The organism is Microbacterium sp. NPDC089987 (assembly GCF_044748505.1).
In the GTDB taxonomy this organism is placed as follows: Bacteria; Actinomycetota; Actinomycetes; order Actinomycetales; family Microbacteriaceae; genus Microbacterium.
Window position 1 is genome coordinate 380808 of the sequence record NZ_JBIVGE010000001.1, and the last position, 24450, is coordinate 405257.

Genomic DNA, 24450 nt, shown 5'->3' on the forward strand with positions numbered 1-24450 from the left:
CGGTTCGTCGAGTGGTCCCATGTGGTCGCTTCGGATGCTGGGAGGCGCCCCTTTGGGACCCGCGGGCGCGCCGCGGCTACGGGCGCTCGGCCGCACGCTTCAGGCGCAGCGCTCCGATGAAGCCCAGCACGAGGAAGACGGTGGCCACCAGCAGCGCACCGCGCGTGGCGTCCGCGAATCCGCCGGTCAGCGCGTCGATCACCGTGGGCGTCTGCTCGCCATAAGCCGAACCTGCACCCTGCGCCCGCAGCTGCGCGATGGTCGTTCCCGCTGACAGCCGCGTGGATTCCGCGAGGCGATCGGCCGCCGGGCCGGTGACACCTGCGTTCTCGAGCGCGGCGGGCAGCGAGACCGCGAGCCACACCGACAGAGCGGTGCCGGCCATCGCCGTGCCCAGCGCGGATCCCACCTGCCGAACCGTGCTCTGCGTCGCCGAACCCTGCCCCGAGACACCCACCGGGATGTCCTGCAGCACCGTCCCGGTCAGCTGCGCGGAAGCCAGTCCCAGACCGAGCCCGTAGACGACCAGCGGCAGCGCGACCACCCAGCCGGCGCTGTCGGCGCGCAGCAGCAGCGCCAGCGCCAGCGTTCCGACGATCTCGAGCCCGAGGCCGAGCAGCACCGTGCCCGGTGCCCCGAAACGCGCCGCAAGGTGGCGGGCAGCGGCGCCTGAGAAGAACGCGCCCACCGCCATGGCGGCGAGCACGAGCCCCGCGCCCATCACGTCCAGGCCCAGCGCGTTGATGAGGAACAGCGGAAGAACGAAGATGATCGCGAACTCGCCGATCGCGACCATCGCGGCGGTGAGATTGCCCCACGAGAAGGTCGAGAACGTGAACAGCCCGAGATCCAGCAGCGCCTCGCGCTGCACCTTCTCGCGGTGCCGCTCCCATATGACGAAGAGCACGAGCGCGATGATCGCGATCGCCAGGGCCGCCGGGACGGCCGAGATCGGGGCATCCTCCGACCACGTCCAGCCGAACAGCGTCAGCTCGCTCTTCGGCGTCCCCCAGCCCAGGTCGGGCCCCTCCACGACCGCGAACACCAGCGCGCCGAAGCCGATCGCGCTGAGCAGCGCGCCGTCGACGTCGACGCCGGGGCGGGTCTTGCGGCCGCGCGTCTCGGGCACGACGATCGCCGCGGCGACGAGCAGCAGCAGGCCGACGGGCAGGTTGACGAGGAAGATCCAGTGCCACGACGCCCACTGGGTCAGGGCGCCGCCGGCGAGCGGACCCACGGCGGCCGCACCGGAGATGACCGCGCCCCAGACTCCGAAGGCCGCGGCCCGGTACCGGCCGCGGAACACGGCGTTCACCGTCGACAGCGTCGAGGGCATGATCAGCGCCGCACCGACGGCCTGCACGGCGCGTGCGCCGATGAGTGCACCCGCGCTCGCAGAGACGGCGGCGAGCAGACTGCCGCCCATGAAGATGACGAGCCCCGCCAGGAAGAGGCGCTTGCGCCCCCAGCGATCGGCCAGGCTGCCGGTCGAGAGCAGCAGCGCGGCGAGCACCACCGCGTAGAGGCTGTTGACCCACTGGGCGTCGGTGAGGTCGAGGCCCAGGTCACGGATGATGGCTGGCAGCGCGACACCGACGATCGTGCCGTCGAGCACGATGAGACCGAGTCCGACCGAGAGCACCGCCAGCGCGATCCACTCCCGTCGGGTGGGTGCCGCGGGCTCCGCCGCGGGAACGCCGCCGTCGGTGCGGTCTGCCTTCACGGTCTCTTCGTCACTCACGAGTCTTCGCCTCCGTTCAGACCTGCACGGTCATCGGCGACTGTACGCCTGCCCCGCGCGCGTCGACGACGGCCTTGCGCAGCGTGACGAACAGCAGGATCAGTGCAGCGGTCAGCAGGATGTGACCGAGACCGGCGATGCCGGCGATCATCTTCGTCGACTGCTCGCCCAGCACGGTGAGGCTGCCGTGCCAGACCATCATCGCGGCGGTGAGGATCACTCCGGCGTTGTACAGCCAGAAGAACCAGGCGAACAGCTTCGGGCTGCGGGAGAGGGCGAACACCTTCTCGAGCACGAGCACGATCAGCAGCGCGATGAAGCCGAGCGTGAGCAGGTGCGTGTGCACCAGTCCGAGTTGCGTGAACGCGCCCTCGGGGAAGTCGTTCGCCTTGGTGAACTCGCGGTAGAACAGGCCGGATGCCACGCCCGCGAGCATGTAGGCGAAGGCGGCGTAGAACAGTTTCGTCATGGACGGTCCTCTCGAAGGGGTGGGCGGGTCACAGCAGACCCACCTGCTGGGCGACGTGGATCGCGCGGGAGCGGCTGTCGACGTCGAGTTTGGTGAAGATGTGGGCGATGTGGCTCTTGACGGTCGCCTCGGTGACGAAGAGCGTCTTGGCGATCTCGCGGTTGCCGGCGCCGGTCGCGAGCAGCCGCAGCACCTCGACCTCGCGGTCGGTGAGCTTGGGCAGCGGGTTGCGCATGCCCTGCAGCACGCGCGCGGCGAGCTCGGGGGAGAGGATCGTCTCGCCCGCGTGCGCCCGCCGGATGCCGTCGATGATCGTCTCGGGCGCGACGTCCTTGAGCAGATAGCCGGCGGCCCCCGCCTCGATCGCCCCGAGGATCTCGGCGTCGCGGTCGAAGGTGGTCAGGATCAGCACCGCGGGGGCGGGGTCGAGGCGGCGCAGCGCGGCGGTGGTCCGGATGCCGTCGATGCCGGCTCCCAGGCGCAGATCGCACAGCACCACATCGGGGCGCAGATGAGCGGCCAGGGCAATGGCCTCCTCGCCCGTCGCCGCCTCGCCGACCACGCGGACGGTGTCGGTGTCGAGCACGCTGCGCAGGCCGCTGCGGACCACCGGGTGGTCGTCGACGAGCAGGACGGTGGTGGTCACGGGGTCTCCTTCGTCTCGGGCGAGGCGGGCTGAGCGGCCGAATCGGTCTGTGCTGGTGGTGCGGTTGGCTCAGGTGATGCCGGTCGAGCGGATGCCGGTGAGGAGGCCGGACCGGATGCCGGTGGCGTCTGCTCTGGATGGATCGGCACCGACACCGAGATGGCGGTGCCCTCGCCCGGCGCGCTCTCGATGTCGAGGCCGCCGCCCAGCTCACGCAGCCGGGCGCGGATGAAGCGCAACCCGTAGCTCGACGAGCCCGCTTCGCGGTCGCGCTCCCAGGTCGAGACGTCGAATCCGACGCCGTCGTCGATCATGTCGAGCCGCACCGACCCCTCGTCGTCGATCAGGCTGATCACGACCCGGGATGCCCGGGCGTGCAGTCGCACATTGGCGAGCGCCGACTGTGCGGTGCGCAGCAGCGCGGCCTCGACGGCGGTCGGCAGCGCCGGCAGCGACTCGTCGACGTGCAGCTCGGTGCGCAGCCCCGCCTCCTGCTGGGTGCGATCCAGCATCCGCTTCAGCGCCTCCGCGAGCCCGTTGCCGTCGAGCTCAGCGGGAGCGAGCGCGGCGACGATGCGCCGGACGTCGCCCAGGCTGTCGCCGGCGAGATCCTCCAGCTGGGAGAGCGTGCGTGCGGCCTCGGCATCGGTGCTGCGCGCGGCTCCCGCGTGGGCGAGCAGCCGGATCGATGAGAGCCCCTGCGCGACGGTGTCGTGGATGTCACGCGAGATCCGGGTGCGCTCGGCGATCGCGCCGGCCTCGCGCTGGGCGAGAGCGAGCTCGTCCTGCAGGTCGGCCATCTCGTGCTGCGCGCGGGTGAGCGAGCTCAGCAGACGCTCCCGCTCCGCGGCATCCCGCAGCAGCTGCAGATAGCCGCGGGAGATGCCGAAGGCGAAGATCCCGCCGATGAGCGGCCCGAAGATGTTCGCGTAGCTGGTGCCGCCGTGGTGCACGATCGGCCCGACGACGACGACCGCGAAGACCACGCCCGAGAACACCAGACCCCAGCGCAGTGGCAGCAGGTGACCGGCGAGCAGCCACAGCAGGAAGGCGACCCACACGAACTCGGGCGACACGGCGACCGCCGCGATCCACACGGCGCCGAAGCCGACGAGCCACCAGATGGCGGCGCTGCGCGCCCGTGACCGCAGGGGCAGCAGTGCTCCGGCCGTGTGCCAGGCGAGGATCGCCACGCCGGCGATGATCGCCGCGGCGATCGGGGTGCCGGCGGCGACAGCGCGGATCGCGCCGATCGCGGCGAGTCCTGCGGCGATGACGTGCTGACCGATCTCCATCGCGCGCACCGTCGGGGCGGCGGAGGCGGGTCCCATCCGGCCGCCGTGCCCGCCCTCACGGCGGACGCGACCCGGCATCCTGCCAGCCGGCGCGTCACCCGGACGGCCGGCCCGGCCTGGCGTCCCGCCTCCGCGACCCGGCTCGTCACCGGGCGACAGCGGCATGCTCACGAGGCTCATGGGTCGATTCTTCCTCCGAACCGGTGCTGGGCGAAGAGCCCGGACGGCTCGGCCACCAGATGCGGTCGCCGACGAGGGCGAAGATCGCGGGCACGATCACCGTGCGCACGACCAGCGTGTCGACGATCACCCCGACCCCGACGATCAGACCGAGCTGTCCGAGAGTGACCAGGGGCAGCACGCCCAGCGCGGCGAAGACGGCTGCCAGCACGATGCCGGCGCTGGTGATCACGCCGCCGGTGTGGGTGACCGCTTCGACGATGCCGGTGCGCGTGCCGTGCTTCCCGGCTTCGCCGCGTGCGCGGTGCACGAGGAAGATCGTGTAGTCGATGCCCAATGCCACCAGGAACAGGAACGCCAGCAGCGGCACCTGCAGGTCGAGAGCGTGCTGGCCGAGCAGCACACGGCTCAGCCAGGCGCCGGCGCCGATCGCGGCGACCGCGCTGGCGAGATTCACCAGAAGCAGCAGCACGGGCGCCACGATCGACCGCAGCAGGACGAGCAGCACGAGGAAGCTGACGGCGAGCACGAGCGGGGCGATCAGCAGCAGGTCCCGCTGGTTGCCGTCGCGGGCATCGAGGTCGGTGGCCACCGCGCCGCCCACCAGGGCATCCGCGTCGGGGACGGCGTGCACGGCGTCGCGCAGCTCGGCGATCTGATCGAGGCTCTGCGTGGTGCTGGGGGCGTACTCGCTGGTGACCATTAGCTTGGTCAGGGAGCCGTCGGCGGTCTCGCCGGCCGGATGCGCGCGCACCACGCCCTCCACATCGTCGATCGCGGCGAGCACGTCGTCGGCGTGGTCGCTGTCGGCGACGATGAGGATCGGCTGCGCCTCACCGGCAGGGAAGTGCTGCGAGAGCACCTCGAGACCCGTCGCCGACTCGGACTGCACGCGGAACTTCTCGATCTGGTCGAGTCCGACCGAGGTGCCGATGAGGCCCATGGCCATGACGGCCAGCAGCGCCACGCCGCCGATGAGGCTCAGCGCGGGCCGGCGCACGACCCGGGTCGCGAGGGATCGCCAGGCGCGACCCTGCACGCGGGTCTGACCGGGGCGCGGCACGAACGGCCAGAAAACGCCACGGCCGCACACCGCCAGCAGCGGCGGCAGCAGGAACAGCACGGCGGTCAGGGCGATCAGCAGGCCGATCGCGCTGGAAACTCCCAGCCCGTGCGTGCCGGGGATGACGGCGAGCACGAGGGTGAGCAGCGCGAGCACGACGGTGACGTTCGAGGCGAGGATGGCGGGCGCCGCGCGACGCCAGGCGATGCTGAGGGCGCGCCGGTGGCTCTCGGTCTCGAGCAGCTCCTCGCGGTAGCGGGAGATGAGCAGCAGCGCGTAGTTCGTGCCGGCGCCGAACACCAGCACGCTGATGATGCCGGCGTCGAACTGCAGGTTCCAGGCCGCACCTGCGGCAGCCGTCATGCGACCGGCGAGACCGTCGGCCAGCGCGACGACGACCAGCGGGATCAGCCAGAGCACCGGCGAGCGGTAGGTGATGATCAGCAGCACCGCGACGATGAGGATCGTCACGAGCAGCAGCGTGAAGTCGGCGCCCTCGAACGCCGATGCGACATCGGCGCCGAACGCAGGCCCACCGGTGACCTGCGAGCTGAGGCCGTCGATGCGGTTGTCGGCGAGGTCTGCGCGGATGTCGCCGACCACCTCCGCCGTGGCCGTGTTCGTCTCGCCGACGGTGATCGGAGCGACGAGCAGCGCGGCCTTGCCGTCTTCGCTCACCAGGGGTCCGGTGGCATCGGCATCCGTCCGCTCGTCGAGCACGGGCAGCAGCTCCGTCAGACCGGCGAGATCGGCATCGGTGAGGGCCGCGCCGTCGTCTCGCGTGGTGACCACGAGCACCGACTGCCGATCCGCGTTCGGGAACTCGTCGAGCAGCGCGCTCGTGCGCGCCGACTCGGAGTCGGTCGGCGCTGCGGCGTTGCCCTCAGGCGCCTTCGCTGAACCGAACGCGCCGAACAGCAGCACCATCACGAGCAGGACGAGACCCAGCGAGACCCAGGCACCTCGGCGCGAGGTCAGCCGGTCGGAGAGGGAGGGACGAACAGCAGAATCTGGCATGACATCCACTCCACCAGCGCGCGATCCGCGGCACATCGCGAGCAAGGGTGAAGTGCGTCTCAGCCGAAAGGATGAGACGCGCGCGGATCCGGGTGGCGCGCAGTCGCTCGTGACCTGCCCGCAGGTCGCGAATGGCCGCCTCGCGCGGGACGAGGCGGCCATTCGGGACCCGCGAGCGGCGCGGCCGGATGCCGGATGCCGGCGAGCCGACGGCCCGAACGCATCAGCGCCGGCGGGGGATCAGCGCTTCAGGTTGGTGAGCTCCTGCAGCACCTCGTCGCTCGTCGTGATGATGCGGGCGTTGGCCTGGAATCCGCGCTGGGCCACGATGAGGTTCGTGAACTCCTGCGACAGGTCGACGTTCGACATCTCCAGTGCGCCGCTGATGATGCCGCCCATGCCGTCCTGGCCGGCCTGTCCCACGGTCGCCTGACCGGAGTTCGCGGTGGGGCGGAACTGCGACGAGCCGGTCTTCTCGAGACCGCCCGGGTTGGTGAACCCGGCGAGCGCGACCCGTGCGAGCACCCGTGATTCGCCGTTGCTGAACGTGCCCATGAGGCTGCCGTCCTCGGTGAGCGCGTACGACGAGAGCGTGCCGGCGGGGCGTCCGTTCTGCTCGGTGACGGCGACGGTGCTCACGTTGCTGAAGCCGGTGAGCTTTGACAGGTCGACGGTGACGTCGCCCGAGGTGATCTGCTTCGGACCGGTCAGCTCGCCGTTCTCGAGCGTGAGAGAGATCGTGTTCCCGCCGGATTCGACATCCCAACCGCCCGCAGTGCGGGTGAAAGTCAGACGCAGCGTGGTGGCCTTGCCGCCCGCGTCGTAGACCTGGATGTCGCGGACGAGCGGTGCCTTCGGGTCGGTCTCGGCCGGAAGGTTGCCCGTCGCAGCGGCAGTGTCGGTGCGCACAGCGGGCACGACCGCGCCCACCGGCAGTGTGATGCTGCCCAGCGCCTGGCCGCCCGTGATCACGCCGTCTTGCGCGGTCCAGCCCTGCACGAGGGCTCCGTCCGCGCTGGTGAGCCGGCCGGCGGCGTCGAACGAGAAGCCTCCGTTACGGGTGTAGAGCGTCTCGCCGCCGGAGCGCACCATGAAGAAGCCGTCGCCGGAGATCATCAGGTCGGTCGGCACGCCGGTGGGCTGCGGGGCGCCGGAGGAGAAGTTGGTGCGGATGCCGGCGAGCTGCACGCCGAGGCCGACCTGTGCCGGGTTCGAGCCTCCGGCGTCGGCGCGCGGGCCCATCGAGTTCTGCACGAGCTGCGAGAGCGAGTCCTGGAACTGCACGGCGGATGACTTGAACCCGACGGTGTTGACGTTGGCGATGTTGTTGCCGGTGACGTCGAGCATGGTCTGGTGGGTGCGCAGGCCGGAGATTCCGGAGAAGAGCGAGCGGAGCATGGTGAGCCTTTCAGGAGGAGGTGAGAGTCAGGCCGGAGAGGGCGTCGAGCGGGACGTTCTTGTCGCCGATCGTGACGAGGGGGACGGCGCCGGCGAAAGAGACCGAGGAGACGACGCCGGTGTGCGACACACCGTCGGCGTCGACGTACTGCGCTTCGCGGCCGATGAGCGCGGCAGCGGTGTGGCGCATGCTCAGCGCGAAGCTCTCGGACGTCATCGTCGTGAGCTGCGTGAGCTGCTCCATCGAGGCGAGCTGCGTGGTCTGCGCGATCATCTCGTTGGTGTTCATCGGCGAACTCGGGTCCTGGTTCGACAGCTGGGTGACCAGCAGCTTCAGGAACACCTCGGAGTCGAGGGTCTTCTTCTGGGTGGCAGTGGGTGTCGTGCTGCCGGTGTGCACGCCGCTGGCGGCCGTGATGGGTTCGACGGAGGTCATCGTGCTCCTTATCTCTCAGGCGTACACGTCGATGCGCGATTGCGACGACGAGGGGTCGGTGGGGGCATGCGTGTGGCCGACGGATGCCGGGACCGAGGCCTGTCTTGCCTCGGCGGCGCCGAAGTGCGGACGCTGCTGGTCGCCGCGGGCCTGGGCGTCGCCGCGTGCCTGCGTCTCAGAGCGTCCCGAGTCGGGTCGCGCCTGCGCATCGGGGGACGAGCCGGAGGAGGTGTCGCGCGCGGACACATCGACGGATGCACCGGGTGCGGCGACGGAGAGGTCGCGGCGCAGGTCGGCGAGGATGACCCGCAGAGCGTCGCGGCCGGCATCCGAGGGGGAGTGCAGTTCGAGACGGATGCTGCTGCCGACGATGTGCGCCCGGACGGTGACCGGTCCAACGTTCTCGGGCGAAACAGTGAGAGTGATGCTGTGCTGCCCCTGCGGTGACCGCGCCAGGGCGATCACCGGCCCGGCGAGCTGCGGCAGCAGGGCAGGGCGGGCAGAGCCGGCGGCGGAGGTCGCCTCGGCCGCAGTCGCGGCGAGAGGAGCGGATGCCCCCGTCGGGGCCGATGGGATCGCTGCGCTCTCGGCGGCTCCCGGAGCTCCTGGCGCGCTCTGGAGGCCGGTGATGCTCGGGCGAGTGCGCGCTGCCCCGTGGAGATCTGTTAGCTGAGCAGGGGAGAGCGCCTTCGCGCCTGATGACTGCGGCATCTCAGCAGCGCCGGTGGACAAAGGAGAGCTCTGAGTCCCCGTGGCCGCCGGCGCCCCGGCGATGACGTCAGCGCCGGTGACCTGGCCGGCCTGACCCTGACCGGCTTGCCCCGGAACAGCCGGCGCCTGGGGCCCGCTGCCGGTGGCAGCACCGGATCCCTGGCTGGCCATCGGCACCTGCCCGGCCGTCTGCCCCTGCCCGAGCGCTGATCCGGCAGCGCCGGCGCTCGCATCGCGGTCCGCGGCGGCCGCAACCCGAGCTGCGTGGCCGGGCGCCTGTGCGGGGCCTGAGGCCCCGATCTCCGCATCTGCCCGCAGAGACCGCTCACTTCCCATGGCCGCGGCGACGGCATCGACGGCCTCTTCAGGTGATGCCGACTGCGGCGACGCCGACTGCGGCGAGGTCGGAGTCAGCGGGCTCTGCTCGAAGAACTGAGCATCCGGAGCCGCCGTCCCGCCGGCGCCAGACGGCAGGTCGGCGGCCGTCTCCGCGGGGGCGATGTCGATCGGCGCGTTCGCGGCACCGGCGTCGGTCGAACCGAGCAGCCCGCCGATCACGAGCTGGGCCGCTGCCGTCTGGTCCTCTCCTCGATCAGAGCCCTTGTCACCTCGCTGTGCAACGGAGAGCTGCGTGCCCGCCGCTGCGCCCGCAGTGCTGAAATCGGTCGGCGCCTCGGCTTCACGGACGGCCGCGGCGAAGTCCTCCGCTGATCCGCCATCGGCGCGCGGCGCGGAGGAGATGCCCCGCGCGGGGGAGGGCGTGACCGCGATGGGCAGGCTCATGCGTTCTCCTCGGCTCCGCGGCGCAGAGCGATCTCGTCGAGCTCGTGCTGCTCGGCGCGCAGCTCGTCGGCCTGCATCCGCGCCACGTGGGCGGCGGCGAGCCGGTCGAGCCCGCGCACCTCGCGGCGCACCTCGCTGTGCGCCGTCTGGGCTTCCTCGACGGCCTGCTGCTGCACCTGTGCCAGTGACTCGAGGTCGGCGAGCATGCTGCGACTGGCCACGCGCGCCGCGGCCATGGCAGCCAGAGAGCGGACGTCGACGGCATCCGAGTCGGTCGCGGCCAGCGCGGCGCGCAGGTGACGCTCGCGTGTGCGGGTCTGGTTCTCTTCGATGACGGCACGCGACAGCTCCTGAGCGGCCGCGCGCTCCTGGATCGACCGCACGCGCAGCAGCCCGGCCAGTGAGAACGAGCGGGTCATCGCGCACCTCCGAGATCTGCGGCGAGTCGCTCCAGCCGCTGCCATGCCTCGGCCGGTGTGGTGATCTCGTCGAGCGGCTGGGTCAGGAAGTTCGAGATCTCGCGCTCGTGGGCGATCGCCGCATCCACCTTCGGGTTGGCCCCCGGCTGGTAGGCCCCGATGTCGATCAAGTCGTTCGCCGAGCGACGCGCGGCGAGCACGGCTCGAAGCGTCGTCGTCGCGGCGCGCTGCTCGGCCGAGGTGATCTTGCCCGCCACTCGTGAGACCGATGCCAGCACGTCGATCGCGGGGTGGTGCCCCGAGAGCGCGAGCGCGCGGTCGAGCACGACGTGGCCATCGAGGATCGAGCGCACGGCGTCGGCGATCGGCTCGTTGTGGTCGTCGCCGTCGACGAGCACGGTGTAGATGCCGGTGACCGAGCCGCCCCGGTCGGTGCCCGCCCGTTCGAGCAGACCGGCGAGGATCGAGAAGGTCGACGGCGGGTAGCCGCGGGTCGCGGGCGGCTCACCGGCTGACAGGCCGATCTCCCGCTGCGCCATCGCGACGCGGGTCAGCGAGTCCATCATGAGGATCGCGTGCGCGCCCTCGTCGCGGAAGCCCTCAGCGATGCGCGTCGCCGTGTATGCAGCCCGGATGCGGGTCATCGCCGGCTGGTCGGAGGTCGACACGACGACGACCGAGCGCGCGAGGCCCTCGGGACCGAGATCGTCTTCGAGGAACTCCCGTACCTCGCGACCGCGCTCGCCGACCAGGGCGATCACCGTGGCATCCGCTTCGGTGCCCCGTGCGACCATCGACAGCAGCGACGATTTGCCTACGCCGGACCCGGCGAACAGGCCCACGCGCTGGCCGCGTCCGACCGCGATCACCGTGTCGAGCACGCGAACGCCCAGCGGAAGCTGACTCACGATCCGGTCACGTCCGAGGATCGACGGCGCGGCGTGATCGAGGTCGACCATCGGCGCCCTGAGCGGGCCCTTGCCGTCGATGGGGCGGCCGAGCCCGTCGAGCACCCGACCCAGCAGGTCCGGCCCGATCGGCACGCGCAGGCGGCCGCCGCGGCTGCGCACCGGCATGCCGAGAGTGAGTCCCGATGTCGATGCGAGCGGCATGCAGCTCAGGCCGTCGGGGCCGGTCGCGACGACCTCGGCGTCCACGTCGTCCCCGAGGCGCACCAGGTCGCCCACGGCGCCGTGAATCCCGCGCACCTCCACGCCGAGCCCGCGCACCCGAGAGACCGTGCCGATCCTCTCCGGGCGGGCGGCGGCGAGCACCGCCGGCCAGGCGCTCATGGCGACACCTCGTCGAGGGCGCGTCGCGCGCGCTCCAGCGCGGCGTCGATCCGGGCATCCACGATGCCGTCGTCGAGCACGACCAGCGCGTCGCCGGCGGTGAGCGTGTCGTCGACCACGAGGGAGACACTGGGCGGCACCGCGCCGCGCTCGTGCACGAGGCGCTGGTCCGCGGCGCTGAGCCGCACCTCGATCGGCCGCTCGCCGTCGCTCGCCGACAGGGCCCTGCGCAGAGCGCTCAGCGCCGCGAAGTCCCGGTCAGCCAGAGCCTCGCCCACGATCGTCTCGGCGAGCTCCACCGCGAGTGCCGAGATCCGCTGCTCCTCCGCCTGCGCGAGGGCGGCGGTGCGGGCCGCCAGTGCGTCGGCGGCGGATTCAAGCGCGGCGAGGGCGGATGCCAGGGCGCGAGCCGCGTCGGCATCCGCCCGCTCGCGCTCAGCGCGCGCGACCGCAGCGGCTGCCGCGGCGTCGGCGGCTGCCACGCGGAAGCCCTCGGCGTGTCCGTCCGCGTAGCCGCGCTGCCGCGCCCGACGGCGCTCCGCGTCGGCGTCGGAGTCGCGCAGACGCGGGAAGACCGCGGGGGCGAATGCCTCAGTAGACATACTCGTCCTCGTCGGTGCGCTGCACCGAGATCTCCCCGGCCGCCTCCATGCCGCGCAGCATGTGCACGATCTCGGCGCGGGCCTCCTCGACCTGCGAGATGCGCACCGGGCCGAGACTGCGGGTCTCGAAGTCGAGGTTCTCCCGGTTGCGCTCGGACACGTTGCGACGGATCACCTCGGCGATGCCCTCGTTTGCGCCCTTCAGCGCGAGGGCCAGTGCCCGGATGTCGACTCCGCGCAGCACGCGCTGGGCGTCGCGATCGTCGAGGCGGACGATGTCGGCGAAGGTGAACATGCGCGAGCGGATGTCGTCGGCGAGAGAGCGGTCGCGGTTCTCGATGCTCTCGAGCAGTGCCTTCTCGATCGCGGCATCCGAGCGGTTGATGATCTCCACCAGCGGCTCGACGCCGCCCAGTCGCTCGGGGGCGTCGCGCGTCGCCAGCAGACCGGTGCGCGCCTTCAACGATTCCGCGACGATCGCGATGGCATCCTGCGTCGCCGTTCCCATCGTCGCGATCGCATGGGCGACGTCGGTGCGAGCGGCCTCGGGGAGTGCGGCGAGCACCGCTGCCGCCCGGTCGGTGGGCAGGTGCGCGAGCACCAGCGCGACCGTCTGCGGAAGCTCGCCGTCCAGCAGACCGGCGACCTGAGCGGGGTCGGCCGCGGTGAGGAAGTCGAATGCGGAATTCGTCGAGCCGACCCGGCCCAGCAGCGCCGCCGCGCGCTCGGAGCCGAACGACGCCTCGAGCAGGCTCGCCGCGATGTCTCGTCCGCCGCGTCCGGGCGGCAGGTGGCCGGCAGCGATCCGCTGGAAGTCGCCGAGCGCGTGCGCGGTCGTCGTGGCATCCAGACTCTGCAGCCCGATGATCTCGGCCGTGATCGCCTCGGCCTCGGCCTCGGAGAGATGCTTCATCACCTCGATCGCGGCGGCGCGGTCGATGTTCATCAGGACGACCGCGGCTTTCTGCCGTCCGCTCAGAGTCTTCATACGCTCGCTCGATCCGAGAGCATCGTGCGCAGCAGCTCGGCGGTGCGCTCCGGGTCGCGACGGCTGAGCGTCTCGATCTCGCCGCGGCGGCGCTCGAGGCTGACCTGGGCCGGCTCCGCCTCGATCTCGAGTTCGGGCAGCACCTCGGTGGCCGGCAGGGGAAGGGGGTCGGGGGCAGTGAGCGGCAGCGGCACGGTCAGCGGTGACTCGAGGGCCGCGGCGCCGGCGTAGGCGGCCACCGACGGAGCACGCTCTCCGAACATGGCGTCGAACTCATCCGGTTCGCGCGCCTTCCGGCGCGCACGCACGATCAGGAAGATGACCACGGCCAGCAGCGGCGCTGCGATCGCGACGACCGTCAGAGCGGTGCCGAGCAGGGCCATGCGCTGCTCGTCTTCGGCTGCCTTCTTCGCGGCATCCAGGGCCGCCTGAGCTGCCTTCGCATCCTGCTGGCTGAACGGCACCATCTCGACGGTCAGCTGATCGCCACGGGTGCGGTCGATGCCGGCGGCGGCCGCGACGAGGTCGCTGAGCTGGCCGGAGCCGATCTCCTCGCCGACACCGGCGTCGACGGCGACCGACACCGATTGCCGGGTGATCGAGCCTGCCGGGGTGCTGGTCGTCTGCGTGGCCTTGTTCACGAGGTTGTTGCGGGTCTCCTCGGTCACCTCGTATGTGCCCGAGCCGTTCGAGGGCACCGCGATGTTGTCGGGCCCGAGCACGCCGGCGCCGCCCTGGCCGCCGTTGCCCGTCTCGGTGCGCGTGTGCTCAGACGACGAGGCGCCTCCCTCGATGGGGGTGTAGGTCTCTTCGAGGCGCTCGTTGACGGAACGGTCGATCTCGGCGACCACGGTGACCGTGGCGTTTCCGGGCCCGACAACCTTGTCGAGCAGCTCCTGCACGCTCTCGGCGACGCGGCTTTCATAATCGCCGGCCTGACGATCGACCCCACCGGTGGCGCCCACGCCGACGGACGAGAGGGTGCGTCCGTTCTGGTCGACGACCGCGACGTTCTGCGGCTTCAGCCCGCTCACGGCCGCGGAGGTGAGGTGCACGATCGCCTCGATCTGGGTCGCGCTCAGCGCCGAACGACCGGTCTCGATGAACACCGAGGCCGTGGGGTCGACGGTCTCCGAGACGAACACGCTCTCCTCGGGGATGGCGAGGCGCACCGACGCGGCGGAGATGCCCTTCAGTGAAGAGATGGTCGCGGCGAGCTCGCCTTCGATGGCGCGCTTGTACGCCACCGACTGCTGGAATTCCGAGGTGGTCACGCCGAGATCGTCGAGCAGCGAGTAGCCGTCCGAGCTGTCACTCGGCAGGCCGGATGCCGCGGCTGCCAGCCGCTGGTCGTACACCGAGGCTTCGGGCACCAGCACCGTCGCGCCGCCGTCGGTGAGCTCGTACGAGACGGATGCCGATCGCAGCTGCTCGACGACCGCGTTCGCATCCGAGGCGCTCAGTCCGGTGAACAGGGGCGTCATGGTCGGACGCGAGGCCCAGCTCAGCAGGGCCGCGATGCCGAGCGCCAGCACGGCGAGACCGATGATCGCGATGGTGCGCTGCGCCATCGTGAAGCCGGAGATCGCACGACGGGCGCGCTGGAAGATGTTGGTGACCGCGGTGGGCATCAGGCCTGCATCCGCATGATCTCGTTGAACGCGTCGACGCCCTTGTTGCGCACGGCGGCGACGAGCTCGAGGGTGACGGACGCGCGGGTCGACGCGATCATCGCCGAGTGGATGTCATCGAGGTCGCCCGTGACGGCGGCGACCTTCAGAGCGTCGGATTCCGACTGCAGACCGCGCAGCTCGTCGATCGCGCCGGTGATGCTCGTGGCGAACGACGCGTCGCCGGTGCTGCGGGTCGGCGCGGTGGTCAGAGATGCGGGCAGCGCGGACGAGAGCGCGTCGATGCCGGAGATCGGGTCCATCAGCTGCGTCCGATCTGCAGGGCTGCCTCGTACGCGTTGCGCACGCGATCGACGGTGCCCGCGCTGGCCTGGTAGCCGCGCTGCGCCATGATCAGCTGGCTCATCTGGTCGCCGAGGTCGATGTCGGGGTAGCGGACGTACCCGTCGGCATCGGCGAGCGGGTGATCCGGCTGATGCACGAGGCGGCCCTCGGCGCTGCCGAGCTCGGTGCCTGCCACGTACACGCCGGGGGAGGAGGCGCTGTTCTCGACCGCGATGTAGCGCTCCTGGAACGCGGGGGCGGCAGGGGTGACAGCGGTGTTGATGTTGGCGATGTTGTCGCTGAGCGCGTCGAGCCACTTGCGGTGCGCGGTCAGTCCGGTGGCGGCGATGCCGATCGCGTCGAAGGTCATGAGGTCCTCATCGCTGCGCGCAGGGTTGAGAACGAGCCGTTGATCGCCTGCGTGGCGAACTGGTACCGCAGCATCGTGTCGATGCTCGAGAGCGTCTCGGTGTCGAGGTTGACGTTGTTGCCGTTGAGGCGGGTCGGCTCGAGCGACTCGCCGACGGTGGCGGATGCCCGGCCGTGGCCGGCCCTGACGGCGTCGGCCAGAGCGTCCTCGAACTGCACGCGCTTGGCGTGGTAGTCGGGGGTGTTGATGTTGGCGATGTTGTCGGCGATCGCGCGCTGGCGCATCGAGAGGCCGTCGAGCGCGCTCGAGAGCGCGGACATGGTCACAGAATCGAACACGAACCGGCTTCCATCCGTCGGTGAGGTGAGGCCTATCCGTGGCCGATTCTTGAGAGCGCTCCCTGCTCGTCAGGCTCTATCGGCTGATGGTGCGAATGCGTTAGGCGGCTCAGCCGACGACATCGAGATAAGCGGATGCGTCAGCACCGGCATCCGGAACGCGACGCAGCGTCACGAGCTGGTGCGCGATGGCATCCTGCTGCCGGCGGATCTCTGCGATCCGGTCCTGCTGCCGCAGCAGCAGGGCGCGGGCGCGATCGGCGAATTCGGCGGGCATCGGCGTGGTGGGCGGATGCCAGGGCTCTATGGCGTTCTCGGGGACGTCGAGCTCGCGTTCGAGACGATCGAGCTCATCGACCCACTCTGCGCTGCTCATGCTCGGGCGGCGACCGTCGGCGCGGCAGGCGCCATCGACTCGGCGGCGGCATGCCAGGCGTCGCGCAGCGGGGCGACCAACTCAGCGCAGGTCCGGGTGCGCTCGGGGTCGCGGCCGATGTTCGCGCCGATCACGGTCTGCGTGAGGAAGGTGTACAGCGACCGCAGTCCGGCGCTGCCCTCCCACGCGTCGGTCAGCGAGGCGGTCAGCTCGACGATGATCGACTGCGCGTGCTGCAGCTGGATGTTCGCCTCGGCCCAGTCGCCGGCGCGCTGCGCGGCCTCGCCTCGTTCGATGTCGAGCAGCAGCCGGTCGTAGAGCATGGTGAGCAGTCGCTCCGGGCCGGCGGAGAGGATGGCGTGCTCGCGGTAGCGCTGCTGCGCCTTGAGGGCTGCGTTCATGTTCACGATCCGTTCTGCTTCGGCGTCAGCGCCGACAGCTGCGAGGTCAGGTACGACGACTGCGACTGCATGCGCGAGAGCTGCACCTCGAGCTGCGCGTAGGTGCGCTCGAGCGTCGCCTTACGCTGCGCGAGGCGGACATCCCAACGTCCGATCTGCTCGCCGATGGCATCGACCTCGCCCTGCTGGCCGGTGATGCGCGCGGTGAGCAGACCGTCGTGTTTGTCGGAGTACGTCTCGGTGACGTCCTGAACCCGCTCGACGACACCGGCGAACAGCCGAGCGACCCGGTCCGGATCCTCCGCCAGCGCGGCCGTGTACTTCGCCTGGTCGAAGGACAGCACGCCATGACGGTCGACCGAGACGCCGATGCTCGAGGGTGAGAGGCCGTCGACGGGGTACTGCACGGCATCAGCGAGCGCGCGACGCAGAGCCCGAACTGTGCTGTCGCCCGTGAAGACGCCGAGGGTGGTCGTCTCACCGGCGCCGCTGGGGACGGTCGCGGTGGAGCCGTTGTCGATGCGGGTGAGCAGCGAGGCGAGCTGCGAGATCAGATCGCCGGATGCCTTCGCCTGTGCCGACGCGTCGCGGGTCACGCCGATCGTGACCGGCTCCGCCGGCTTGGCGGTCACGGTGACATTCACGCCGGTGAAGAGGTCGGCGAAGGTCCCGTTCGACGACGTGACCACCTGCTCGGCGGCGGTGCCGGCCCACAGACGGATCTGCGCGTCCGCGCCCGTCGTGATGGTCGCGGCCCCCGCCTCGCTGGCGAGGTCGATGGAGGTGCCGGCATCCACGGATGCCATATCGCCGCGGTCGACGCGGAACGCGCCCGCGGCGCCGGTCTCGGCGGCCGACAGCTGCAGACGATACAGAGGGGACCCCTCGGCATCGGTTCCGGCGGAGACGGCACGAGCGGTGATGCCGAAGCCCGCGGCGGTGATCGCCTTCGCCACGTCCTGAGGCGATGACGAGGCGGCGGTGATCTCCACTCGCTCGCCGGCGGAGTTCTGCAGTGTGAGCACCGGCGGCTCGTCACGCCAGGCTGCGTAGGCAGCGGTGACGACGGAGTGCCGCTGGGCGACGCGGTCGACGACGATCTCCGCCGTGACTGGATCGGCGTCCTTGGTCGCGGAGACGCTGACGCCGGATGCCGACGACGATGTGGCGAAGCGGGCCATGGCGCCCGGGGCGAGGGCCGCTTTCGCCTTGGTGGCGATGTCCTGCAGCGAGGAGTTCAACGACTGCAGGTTCGAGATGATGACGCCCTTGTCGGTCATCTTCGACTTCAGAAGATTGCGGGGGATGGCGTTGACGTCCATCAACGACTTGATGAGCTCGGTGGTGTTCAGGCCCGACACCAGACCGTCGAGTGCGATTCCCATGGGAGCCTTTCGAAGAGGGTGTCCCCGGGTGAGCGTTCGGGTCGCTCACCCGGGGACTGTCGATCAGCGCAGCAGCTGCAGAACGCCCTGGTTGGCCTGGTTGGCCTGGGCCAGCATGGCGGTGCCGGCCTGCGACAGGATGTTCTTCGCCGTGAACTTGACCATCTCGGACGCCATGTCGGTGTCGCGGATGCGGCTCTCAGCAGCCGACAGGTTCTCTGCCGACACGTTGAGCGAGTTGATCGTCGACTCGAAGCGGTTCTGGATCGCACCGAGATCGGCACGCGCAGCCGAGATCGCGGTGATCTTCTCGTCGATCTTCTTGAGGGACGCTTGCGCGTTCGCAGCGGAGTCGAACTGCAGCCCGCCGGTCGCTGGGGTGCCGGGCAGGCCGGCGGTCAGACCCGTGTTGACGCCTGCTGCCGTTCCGGGCGTGACCTCTCCACCGTTGAGCGCGGACACGACGATGCCAACACCGGCGCCGTTCGCGTCCTTGGTGACCGATACGGAGAAGTTGGCGGAGAATTTGCTGTCGGCGCGCAGCGCGTCAGCATACTTCTCGACGCTGTCGAACTGACCGGCGGTGCCGAGATTGTCGGTCGTGATCGTCGTAGCGACGCCATCCTTCGTAGTGGTGAAGGAAGCCGTGCCACCCAGCAGATCGCGCGCGGCTTTATCCGCAATTGCGAAGGCCGTTCCCTCCGTGCCGAGAGCTTTGCTGCCCAGCTCCTCGGCAATCTCCTTGACATTGGCAGTCCCAAGGTTGACGGTGATCTGGCTGGCGGAGTCGCCGGCGGCGCCGACCTGGAACTTCAGTTCGGAATTTTCCCCCTTGAGCAGGCTGATGCCGTTGAAGTTGGTCGAATCGCCGATGCGACCCAGCTCCGAGAGCAGCTGCTTCGCCTCCTTCGCGATCGCGTCGCGCGACTCCGTGTTGTTCGAGTCGTTACCGGCCTGCACCGCGAGGTCGCGCACGCGCTGCAGGATGGAGTGAACCTCGGTCAGGGCGCCTTCTGCGGTCTGGATGACCGAGATGCCGTCCTGGGCGTTGCGAGCCGCGACGTTCAGACCGCCGACCTGCGAACGCAGGCCCTCGGAGATCGCCAGGCCTGCTGCGTCGTCGGCAGCGCGGTTGATGCGCAGACCGCTCGAGAGCTTCTCGAGCGACTTCGACAGGTCGTTCTGCGTCGACGACAGGTTGCGATAGGCGTTGAGCGCCGACACGTTGGTGTTGATCTGCATACCCATGTTGTGTTCCTCCGTGATGGGATTCGTACGGAGCCCGTCCGTGGGCTCCACCCACACCTATCGGCGGATGAACGCGGGTCGTTAGCCGTCAGGTGGCGAGCGGCTCCGGCGCCGCGAGAGCGCGGGCGATGCGCGCCCCGCCGGTCTCGGCGATCCGGGCGAAGAACCCCTCGCGCACGGATGTCGAGACGCGGGAGGTCGTGATCGCCTCCCCGCCATCGCGGTAGTACCGCTCCAGGGCATCCCGCAGCAGACGAATCGCCTCGGCGCGCTGCTGCGACACGGCGGAGTGCGAGACGCCGAGCTCTTCGGCGATCTCCTTCACTGGGCGCTCGTCGATGTACACGGCGTGCACGATCGACCGCATCCGCTCGGGCAGCGCGGCGATGGCGTGCTCGAGCACGGCGCGGCGCTCGGAGACGACAGCCGACTCCTCGGGCAACGGCGTGACCGACGCGAGATCCGACTCGTAGACCTCGTCGAGCGTCGTCACCGTGCGTCCGGCGTCCGCGAGGGCGCCGCTCACCTCGTCGTGTGAGACGCCCATCGTGGTCGCGATCTCGGAGACGGACGCCTGGCGCCCGAGAGCCGCCGACAGCGTCTCCTGCACGGCGGTGGTCTCTTTGATCCGACGACGGATGCCGCGGGTCGCCCAGTCCATCGAGCGCATCTCGTCGGCGAACGCCCCGAGGATCCGCCGGCGCGCGTAAGCTCCGAACGGCACTCCCAGCGAAGGGTCGAACGCGTCGGCGGCGGTCACGAGAGCGAGAGCGCCCGCCGACGCGAGCTCCTCGCGCGGCACGTGCGTCGCGCGAGCGTGCGTCTCCGATGCGAGATACCCCACCAGCGGCAGGTTCTCTTCGATGAGCCGATTGCGCTCGTCACGCGTCATGGCGGTGGCCTCTCCGTACGAATACCAGGGCCCACTCGGCCCCCAATATGGTCGGTCCCCCATACCACGTTCTGAATAGTAGCGGCATGGGGAGAATTCCTCACACCTTCCGGATAACAATTTCGTTGACGCGGTCGATAGCTAGAAGCTGACGGGTCGCACGGCCCGTCAGCCGCTGGGGACGCAGACTGGGGAAGAGAGCAAATGGGAGCCAACGAATTGTCCATGCAGCTGTGGCGCGAGCGCGAGCTGCTCGAGCTGCTGCTGTTCAAGCTGGAGGAGCAGGAACTGCTCCTCGCCGCCGGCCGATCACGCTGGATGCACTTCGCCACTCGTGAGATCGAGCAGGTGCTCGAAGGTCTTCGCTCCGCGAGCATCGCACGCGTCGTCGAGTCCGAGAGCGTCGCCGAGGAGTGGGGAGCACCAGAGGATGCCAGCATCCGACAGCTCATCGACAGCGCTCCGCAGGGGGCGTGGCGCGACGTGCTCACCGAGCACCTGAGCGCCCTGACCAAGCTGACCGACGAGATCAGCCGACTGCGGGACACGAATTCCGAGCAGCTGCGCGCCGTCATGCGTGCCACGCAGGAGACCATCGCCGGACTCGGAGACGACACCGGCGAATACACCACTCACGGTGAACGCGCACGCGAGGACTCCGCGCGCATCATCGACACGGAGATGTGAGGAACATGTCGACTTTCAGCGGGCTAGGCACCGCAGCCAGCGCTCTCGCAGCCGCGCGTCGCGGGATGGACGTCGTGGGGCAGAACATCGCCAACCAGGCGACCGAGGGGTACACCCGCCAGCGGGTGAGCACGTCGGCGATCGCCGCGGTGGCGCAGTCCGGGCGCTTCAGCATGGGCGCGCTTCCGGGCCACGGCGTCTCGGTCGACGGGATCGCCCGACTGGGCGACGCCCTTCTCGATGCCCGTGTCCGCGACACGGCCTCCGCCGCAGGCTTCTGGTCGGCGCGCGCCCTGGCCGCGACCACCGCTGAGACCGCACTCGCCGAGCCGACCGAGCACGGCCTCGCCGCGCGCCTGACGCAGTTCTGGAACTCATGGCAGGACCTCGGCAACACTCCTGAACAGGGTGCCGCCGCCGCAACTGTGCTGCAGTCGGCCGCCGAGCTGGCGACGCACATCGCCGGGGGATACCGGGCCGTGGCGACGCAGTGGACCGATGGCAGGCAGTCGGCGGAACGCGCCGTCGCGCAGATCAACACCGCGGCGTCGCAGATCGCTCAGCTGAACACCGAGATCCGCCATGCGCTCGGCGCAGGCCGCTCGGCGAACGAGCTCATCGATCAGCGTGATGCTCTCGTGCAGACCACGGCGCGACTCGCCGGCGCCAAGGGCACCCTCGAGGCCGATGGCACGATGACGGTCCGCATCGACGGCAATGCCCTCGTCGCCGGAGGGGATGCCCGGTCGCTGACGCTCACCGGCCCCACCACCATCGGCCAGTCCGGAGCGCTGTCGGTGTCGTGGAGCGGTGCCGACGGCTTCGCTGCGTCGGTCGAGGGCGGAGAGCTGGGCGGGATGCTCAGCGTGCTCGCTCCTGCCGAGCAGGGGGGCACGCTCGCGGGCCTCGCTCAGTCGTACAACGCGGTCGCGAGTTCTCTCGCTGAAAGGGTCAACGCTCAGCACGGGCTCGGCGTCACCGCGTCGGGAGAAAAGGGCGGCGACTTCTTCGCACTGTCGACGGCGGGACCTGCCGCGCTGGGGCTCAGCGTGGCGGTGCAGAAGGCATCCGATCTCGCTGTCGCCAAGTCTGGCGGCGGACCGCTCGACGCGGGCAATGCCGACGCGATCTCGCAGCTCGGCCGCAGACCGGACGGACCCGACTCGAAATGGGCCGATGTCGTCGCAGGCTTCGCGGTCGCCACGGCAGGAGACATCCAGCGGGCCAAGCTCTCGGACGTCGCCTCAGTGGCGGCGTTGGGAGCGCAGCGTTCGGTGGCCGGCGTCGATGGCGATGAGGAGACCATCAGCCTGCTGACGTACCAGACGGCGTACCAGGCGGCGGCCCGAGTGCTGACCGCCGTCGACGAATCGCTCGACGTGCTCATCAACCGCACCGGACTCGTGGGCCGATAGGAGGACGAACATGATCTCTCGCGTGACCGCATCATCCATGACGCAGACGGCCATGCGCCAGCTGCAGGCCAACCTCTCGGAGCTGTCGCGGCTGCAGGAGCAGGCGAACTCGCAGCGGGCTTTCCTTGCTCCCTCCGACGATCCGAACGCCGCCGCCACGACGCTGCGCCTCCATGCCGAGCAGCGTCGCACCGACCAGCACGCCCGCAACATCGACGACGGCATCGCCTGGCTCGCCACCGCGGATTCGGCGATCAGCGCCAGCACCGCGCTGATCGCCCGTGCGCGCAACCTCACCGTGCAGGGCGCGAACGACGGTGCGATGGACGCGACAGCGAAGGAGGCCATCGCAGTCGAGCTCGAGAGCATCCGCGACGAACTGCTGGCACGGGCCAACACCACTGTGCTGGGGCGCTCGGTGTTCGCCGGCACCTCGGACACCGCCGCGTTCGACGAGAACGGCGTGTTCAGCGGGCTCCCCGGGGCGGAAGTGGTCCGTCGTGTCTCGGACGAGGCATCCATCCGCGTCGACACCGACGGGGCCGCGGTCTTCGGCAGCGACGAGGACTCGGTGTTCGCCTTGATCACGAACATCGTGAAGGATCTGCGCGACGGGCGGAATGTCGGCTTCCGACTGAACGAGATCGATCAGCGCCGTGATGCGATGCTCAGCGTGCAGGGCTCGGTCGGCGCGCGGCAGGCGCAGATGGAGCGAGCCAAGGAGGCGACAGTGCAGGACTCGGTCTCCCTCGAGGCTCGACGAGCAGCGGTCGAGGATGTCGACACGGTCGAGGTCCTCGTGCAGCTGCAGGCGCAGGAGCTCGTCTACCGTTCCGCCCTCGCCGTCACCGGCCGCGTGCTGCAGCCCTCACTTCTGGAGTTCCTGCGATGACCGCCATTCTCGATTTCGTCACCCCGCCGCTCGGGCTGGCGCCGCACACGCGGTTCCGGCTCGACCCGATCGGCGGGGCAGACGGCCTCTTCTCGCTCGGCGCAACCGACGACGACGGTCTGCGACTGTATGTGGTCGACCCGCAGACCGTCGTCTCGGATTACGCCCCGATCCTGACCGATGAGCACGTCGACGCGCTCGGCCTCACCGCGCCAGACGACGCGTTGCTGCTCGTCGTCGCGAGCCATACCGCGGAGGGCGTGCACGTGAACCTCCTTGCGCCCATCATCACCAACAAGGCGACGGGCGCGACCGCCCAGATCATCCTCGAAGGGCAGGACTACCCGCTGCGCGCCTCGCTCCGCTGACTAGCACACGTCGCGCGGACCGCAGACGCTGTAGTGTCGTCAGTGCCGACGCGAACGGGTCAGGATGCGAGACAGCTCGACGCGATGACCATTCCGGCGTCCTCACGGACGACGGATAGCGTCGGTTACGCCGGGGGGTTTGTGCAGCGGCGACAGCCGCTCGACGACGCTGGGAGCTGGCTTGCTGTGAATGGTTCAGAGTCGAACGCAGTGATCATCGGTGGTGCTCTCGAGCTCGTTCAGTCGCTTGCTCAGACGTGTCGAGATCTCGGCTTCGTCCCAGCGGATTTTCCGCTGGCGTCGCCCTCATTTGCGGCCATCCGCCGCTCTTCCCCGCTGTTGACTGTGGTGATCGGAGAAGAACCGGGCGACGACGTGCTGGAGATGGCTCGCAGCATCCGAGCTGTGAGCGCCACCCACATCGTCATCCTCTCTGTCCGCTCCGATCCGGACGAGGTCCTGCGCGGCTTCGACGCAGGCGCGGACGACTACATCGTGCTCCCCATCGGCCCGCGTGAGCTGAGAGCACGGTTCGAGGCACTCGTGCGCAGGTTGGCGATCCGGCCACCCTCGATCCCCGCACGTTCCCCGGTCGACCAGCAGCCGGAGAGCGCTTCGACCCACCCTCCGCAAGCAGCGGTTCGCGACCCATCGTCGGTTCTGAGGGGGAGAGTGGCACCCGCGAGCGAGGAACGATGGTTGCGATATGGCGGGCTCGCAGTGAATCCGGAGACCCGCGTGGTGCTCGTCGAGCAGAGAGAGGTCACCCTCGCATCCGAGGAGTTCACCTTGCTGGCCACCCTCCTGCAGTCGAGGCGGCGCGTGCGGAACCGATCCGATCTCGCCCTCGTGCTGCGCGGTGAACCCAAGGGGCAATGGTACGAGGTGAGTGACTCCGAGAAGGCTCACATCGACGAATGCATCGGTGAACTGAGACGGAAGCTCGAAGACGTGCCCGACGGTCCGCGATACATCGAGGGAAGCGCCGAGGAGGGATACCGGCTCTCCGGAGATGATCGCCGGCCCGTAGCCCCGGATGCTCCCCCCGAGCGTTGACACGGGTAACCTATCGACAGGGTAGAT

26 protein-coding genes are annotated in these 24450 nt (G+C 70.0%); 5 read left to right on the forward strand and 21 right to left on the reverse strand.

Annotated features, from left to right (window positions below):
* Positions 1-76 precede the first annotated feature (76 nt).
* From ACIPV2_RS01775 to ACIPV2_RS01875, 21 genes are all read right to left on the reverse strand, one after another.
* On the reverse strand, positions 77-1654 hold the full coding sequence (locus ACIPV2_RS01775; RefSeq protein ID WP_400839880.1) for a DHA2 family efflux MFS transporter permease subunit: 1578 nt from the start codon (positions 1652-1654) through the stop codon (positions 77-79).
* Between the two features lie 103 nt (positions 1655-1757).
* Positions 1758-2210, reverse strand: coding sequence for a DUF2871 domain-containing protein (locus ACIPV2_RS01780; protein WP_400837648.1), 453 nt, complete (start codon positions 2208-2210; stop codon positions 1758-1760).
* A 28-nt stretch (positions 2211-2238) separates the two neighbouring features.
* Positions 2239-2856, reverse strand: a complete 618-nt coding sequence (locus ACIPV2_RS01785; RefSeq protein ID WP_400837650.1) for a response regulator — start codon at positions 2854-2856, stop codon at positions 2239-2241.
* Positions 2853-4331 (reverse strand): histidine kinase, encoded by a 1479-nt coding sequence (locus tag ACIPV2_RS01790; RefSeq protein WP_400837653.1) that lies wholly within the window; start codon positions 4329-4331, stop codon positions 2853-2855. Before ACIPV2_RS01790 ends, ACIPV2_RS01785 begins: the two co-directional genes overlap by 4 nt.
* Positions 4297-6411, reverse strand: a complete 2115-nt coding sequence (locus ACIPV2_RS01795; RefSeq protein WP_400837656.1) for an MMPL family transporter — start codon at positions 6409-6411, stop codon at positions 4297-4299. Before ACIPV2_RS01795 ends, ACIPV2_RS01790 begins: the two co-directional genes overlap by 35 nt.
* Positions 6412-6651: 240 nt before the next feature.
* Positions 6652-7809 carry a flagellar hook protein FlgE gene (locus ACIPV2_RS01800; protein ID WP_400837659.1) on the reverse strand — a complete coding sequence of 386 codons (1158 nt, stop codon included), beginning with the start codon at positions 7807-7809 and terminating at the stop codon, positions 6652-6654.
* Positions 7810-7819: 10 nt separating this feature from the next.
* Entirely contained in the window at positions 7820-8245 is a 426-nt protein-coding gene (locus ACIPV2_RS01805) for a flagellar hook assembly protein FlgD (RefSeq protein WP_400837661.1), read from the reverse strand.
* A 15-nt stretch (positions 8246-8260) separates the two neighbouring features.
* Complete coding sequence (locus tag ACIPV2_RS01810; protein WP_400837664.1) at positions 8261-9739, reverse strand: hypothetical protein; 1479 nt, start codon at positions 9737-9739, stop codon at positions 8261-8263.
* Complete coding sequence (locus ACIPV2_RS01815; RefSeq protein WP_400837667.1) at positions 9736-10158, reverse strand: hypothetical protein; 423 nt, start codon at positions 10156-10158, stop codon at positions 9736-9738. Before ACIPV2_RS01815 ends, ACIPV2_RS01810 begins: the two co-directional genes overlap by 4 nt.
* A complete protein-coding gene (locus tag ACIPV2_RS01820) occupies positions 10155-11450 on the reverse strand; it encodes a FliI/YscN family ATPase (protein WP_400837669.1) in 1296 nt (431 codons plus the stop codon). Before ACIPV2_RS01820 ends, ACIPV2_RS01815 begins: the two co-directional genes overlap by 4 nt.
* Positions 11447-12052 carry a FliH/SctL family protein gene (locus tag ACIPV2_RS01825; RefSeq protein ID WP_400837672.1) on the reverse strand — a complete coding sequence of 202 codons (606 nt, stop codon included), beginning with the start codon at positions 12050-12052 and terminating at the stop codon, positions 11447-11449. Before ACIPV2_RS01825 ends, ACIPV2_RS01820 begins: the two co-directional genes overlap by 4 nt.
* On the reverse strand, positions 12042-13040 hold the full coding sequence (gene fliG, locus ACIPV2_RS01830) for a flagellar motor switch protein FliG (protein WP_400837675.1): 999 nt from the start codon (positions 13038-13040) through the stop codon (positions 12042-12044). Before fliG ends, ACIPV2_RS01825 begins: the two co-directional genes overlap by 11 nt.
* Positions 13037-14671, reverse strand: a complete 1635-nt coding sequence (gene fliF, locus ACIPV2_RS01835; protein ID WP_400837678.1) for a flagellar basal-body MS-ring/collar protein FliF — start codon at positions 14669-14671, stop codon at positions 13037-13039. The genes fliG and fliF overlap by 4 nt, the downstream gene beginning before the upstream one ends.
* Positions 14671-14973: a flagellar hook-basal body complex protein FliE gene (gene fliE, locus ACIPV2_RS01840; protein ID WP_400837681.1), complete on the reverse strand. Its 303-nt coding sequence runs from the start codon at positions 14971-14973 to the stop codon at positions 14671-14673. The genes fliF and fliE overlap by 1 nt, the downstream gene beginning before the upstream one ends.
* Entirely contained in the window at positions 14973-15365 is a 393-nt protein-coding gene (locus ACIPV2_RS01845; RefSeq protein WP_400837686.1) for a flagellar basal body rod protein FlgC, read from the reverse strand. The genes fliE and ACIPV2_RS01845 overlap by 1 nt, the downstream gene beginning before the upstream one ends.
* Complete coding sequence (locus ACIPV2_RS01850) at positions 15362-15703, reverse strand: flagellar basal body rod protein FlgB (RefSeq protein WP_400837689.1); 342 nt, start codon at positions 15701-15703, stop codon at positions 15362-15364. Before ACIPV2_RS01850 ends, ACIPV2_RS01845 begins: the two co-directional genes overlap by 4 nt.
* Positions 15704-15812: 109 nt before the next feature.
* A complete protein-coding gene (locus ACIPV2_RS01855; protein ID WP_400837692.1) occupies positions 15813-16079 on the reverse strand; it encodes a hypothetical protein in 267 nt (88 codons plus the stop codon).
* Positions 16076-16480, reverse strand: coding sequence for a flagellar export chaperone FliS (fliS, locus tag ACIPV2_RS01860; protein ID WP_400837695.1), 405 nt, complete (start codon positions 16478-16480; stop codon positions 16076-16078). The genes ACIPV2_RS01855 and fliS overlap by 4 nt, the downstream gene beginning before the upstream one ends.
* 2 nt (positions 16481-16482) lie before the next feature.
* Positions 16483-17865 (reverse strand): flagellar filament capping protein FliD, encoded by a 1383-nt coding sequence (gene fliD / locus ACIPV2_RS01865; protein ID WP_400837698.1) that lies wholly within the window; start codon positions 17863-17865, stop codon positions 16483-16485.
* A 63-nt stretch (positions 17866-17928) separates the two neighbouring features.
* Positions 17929-19113 carry a flagellin gene (locus tag ACIPV2_RS01870; protein ID WP_400837701.1) on the reverse strand — a complete coding sequence of 395 codons (1185 nt, stop codon included), beginning with the start codon at positions 19111-19113 and terminating at the stop codon, positions 17929-17931.
* Between the two features lie 88 nt (positions 19114-19201).
* Positions 19202-20005 carry a sigma-70 family RNA polymerase sigma factor gene (locus ACIPV2_RS01875; RefSeq protein ID WP_400837704.1) on the reverse strand — a complete coding sequence of 268 codons (804 nt, stop codon included), beginning with the start codon at positions 20003-20005 and terminating at the stop codon, positions 19202-19204.
* A 204-nt stretch (positions 20006-20209) separates the two neighbouring features.
* Between ACIPV2_RS01875 and flgN the strand changes: the two genes are divergently transcribed.
* Genes flgN through ACIPV2_RS01900 form a run of 5 tightly spaced genes read left to right on the forward strand, consistent with a single transcriptional unit; the run spans position 20210 to position 24423 of the window.
* Complete coding sequence (gene flgN, locus ACIPV2_RS01880) at positions 20210-20692, forward strand: flagellar export chaperone FlgN (protein ID WP_400837707.1); 483 nt, start codon at positions 20210-20212, stop codon at positions 20690-20692.
* 5 nt (positions 20693-20697) lie between these two features.
* A complete protein-coding gene (flgK, locus tag ACIPV2_RS01885; RefSeq protein WP_400837710.1) occupies positions 20698-22107 on the forward strand; it encodes a flagellar hook-associated protein FlgK in 1410 nt (469 codons plus the stop codon).
* 10 nt (positions 22108-22117) lie between these two features.
* Positions 22118-22999, forward strand: coding sequence for a flagellar hook-associated protein FlgL (flgL, locus tag ACIPV2_RS01890; RefSeq protein ID WP_400837713.1), 882 nt, complete (start codon positions 22118-22120; stop codon positions 22997-22999).
* Positions 22996-23367 carry a flagellar assembly protein FliW gene (locus ACIPV2_RS01895; protein ID WP_400837716.1) on the forward strand — a complete coding sequence of 124 codons (372 nt, stop codon included), beginning with the start codon at positions 22996-22998 and terminating at the stop codon, positions 23365-23367. Before flgL ends, ACIPV2_RS01895 begins: the two co-directional genes overlap by 4 nt.
* Before the next feature lie 42 nt (positions 23368-23409).
* Positions 23410-24423 (forward strand): response regulator transcription factor, encoded by a 1014-nt coding sequence (locus ACIPV2_RS01900; RefSeq protein ID WP_400837719.1) that lies wholly within the window; start codon positions 23410-23412, stop codon positions 24421-24423.
* The last annotated feature ends 27 nt before the right edge of the window (positions 24424-24450 follow it).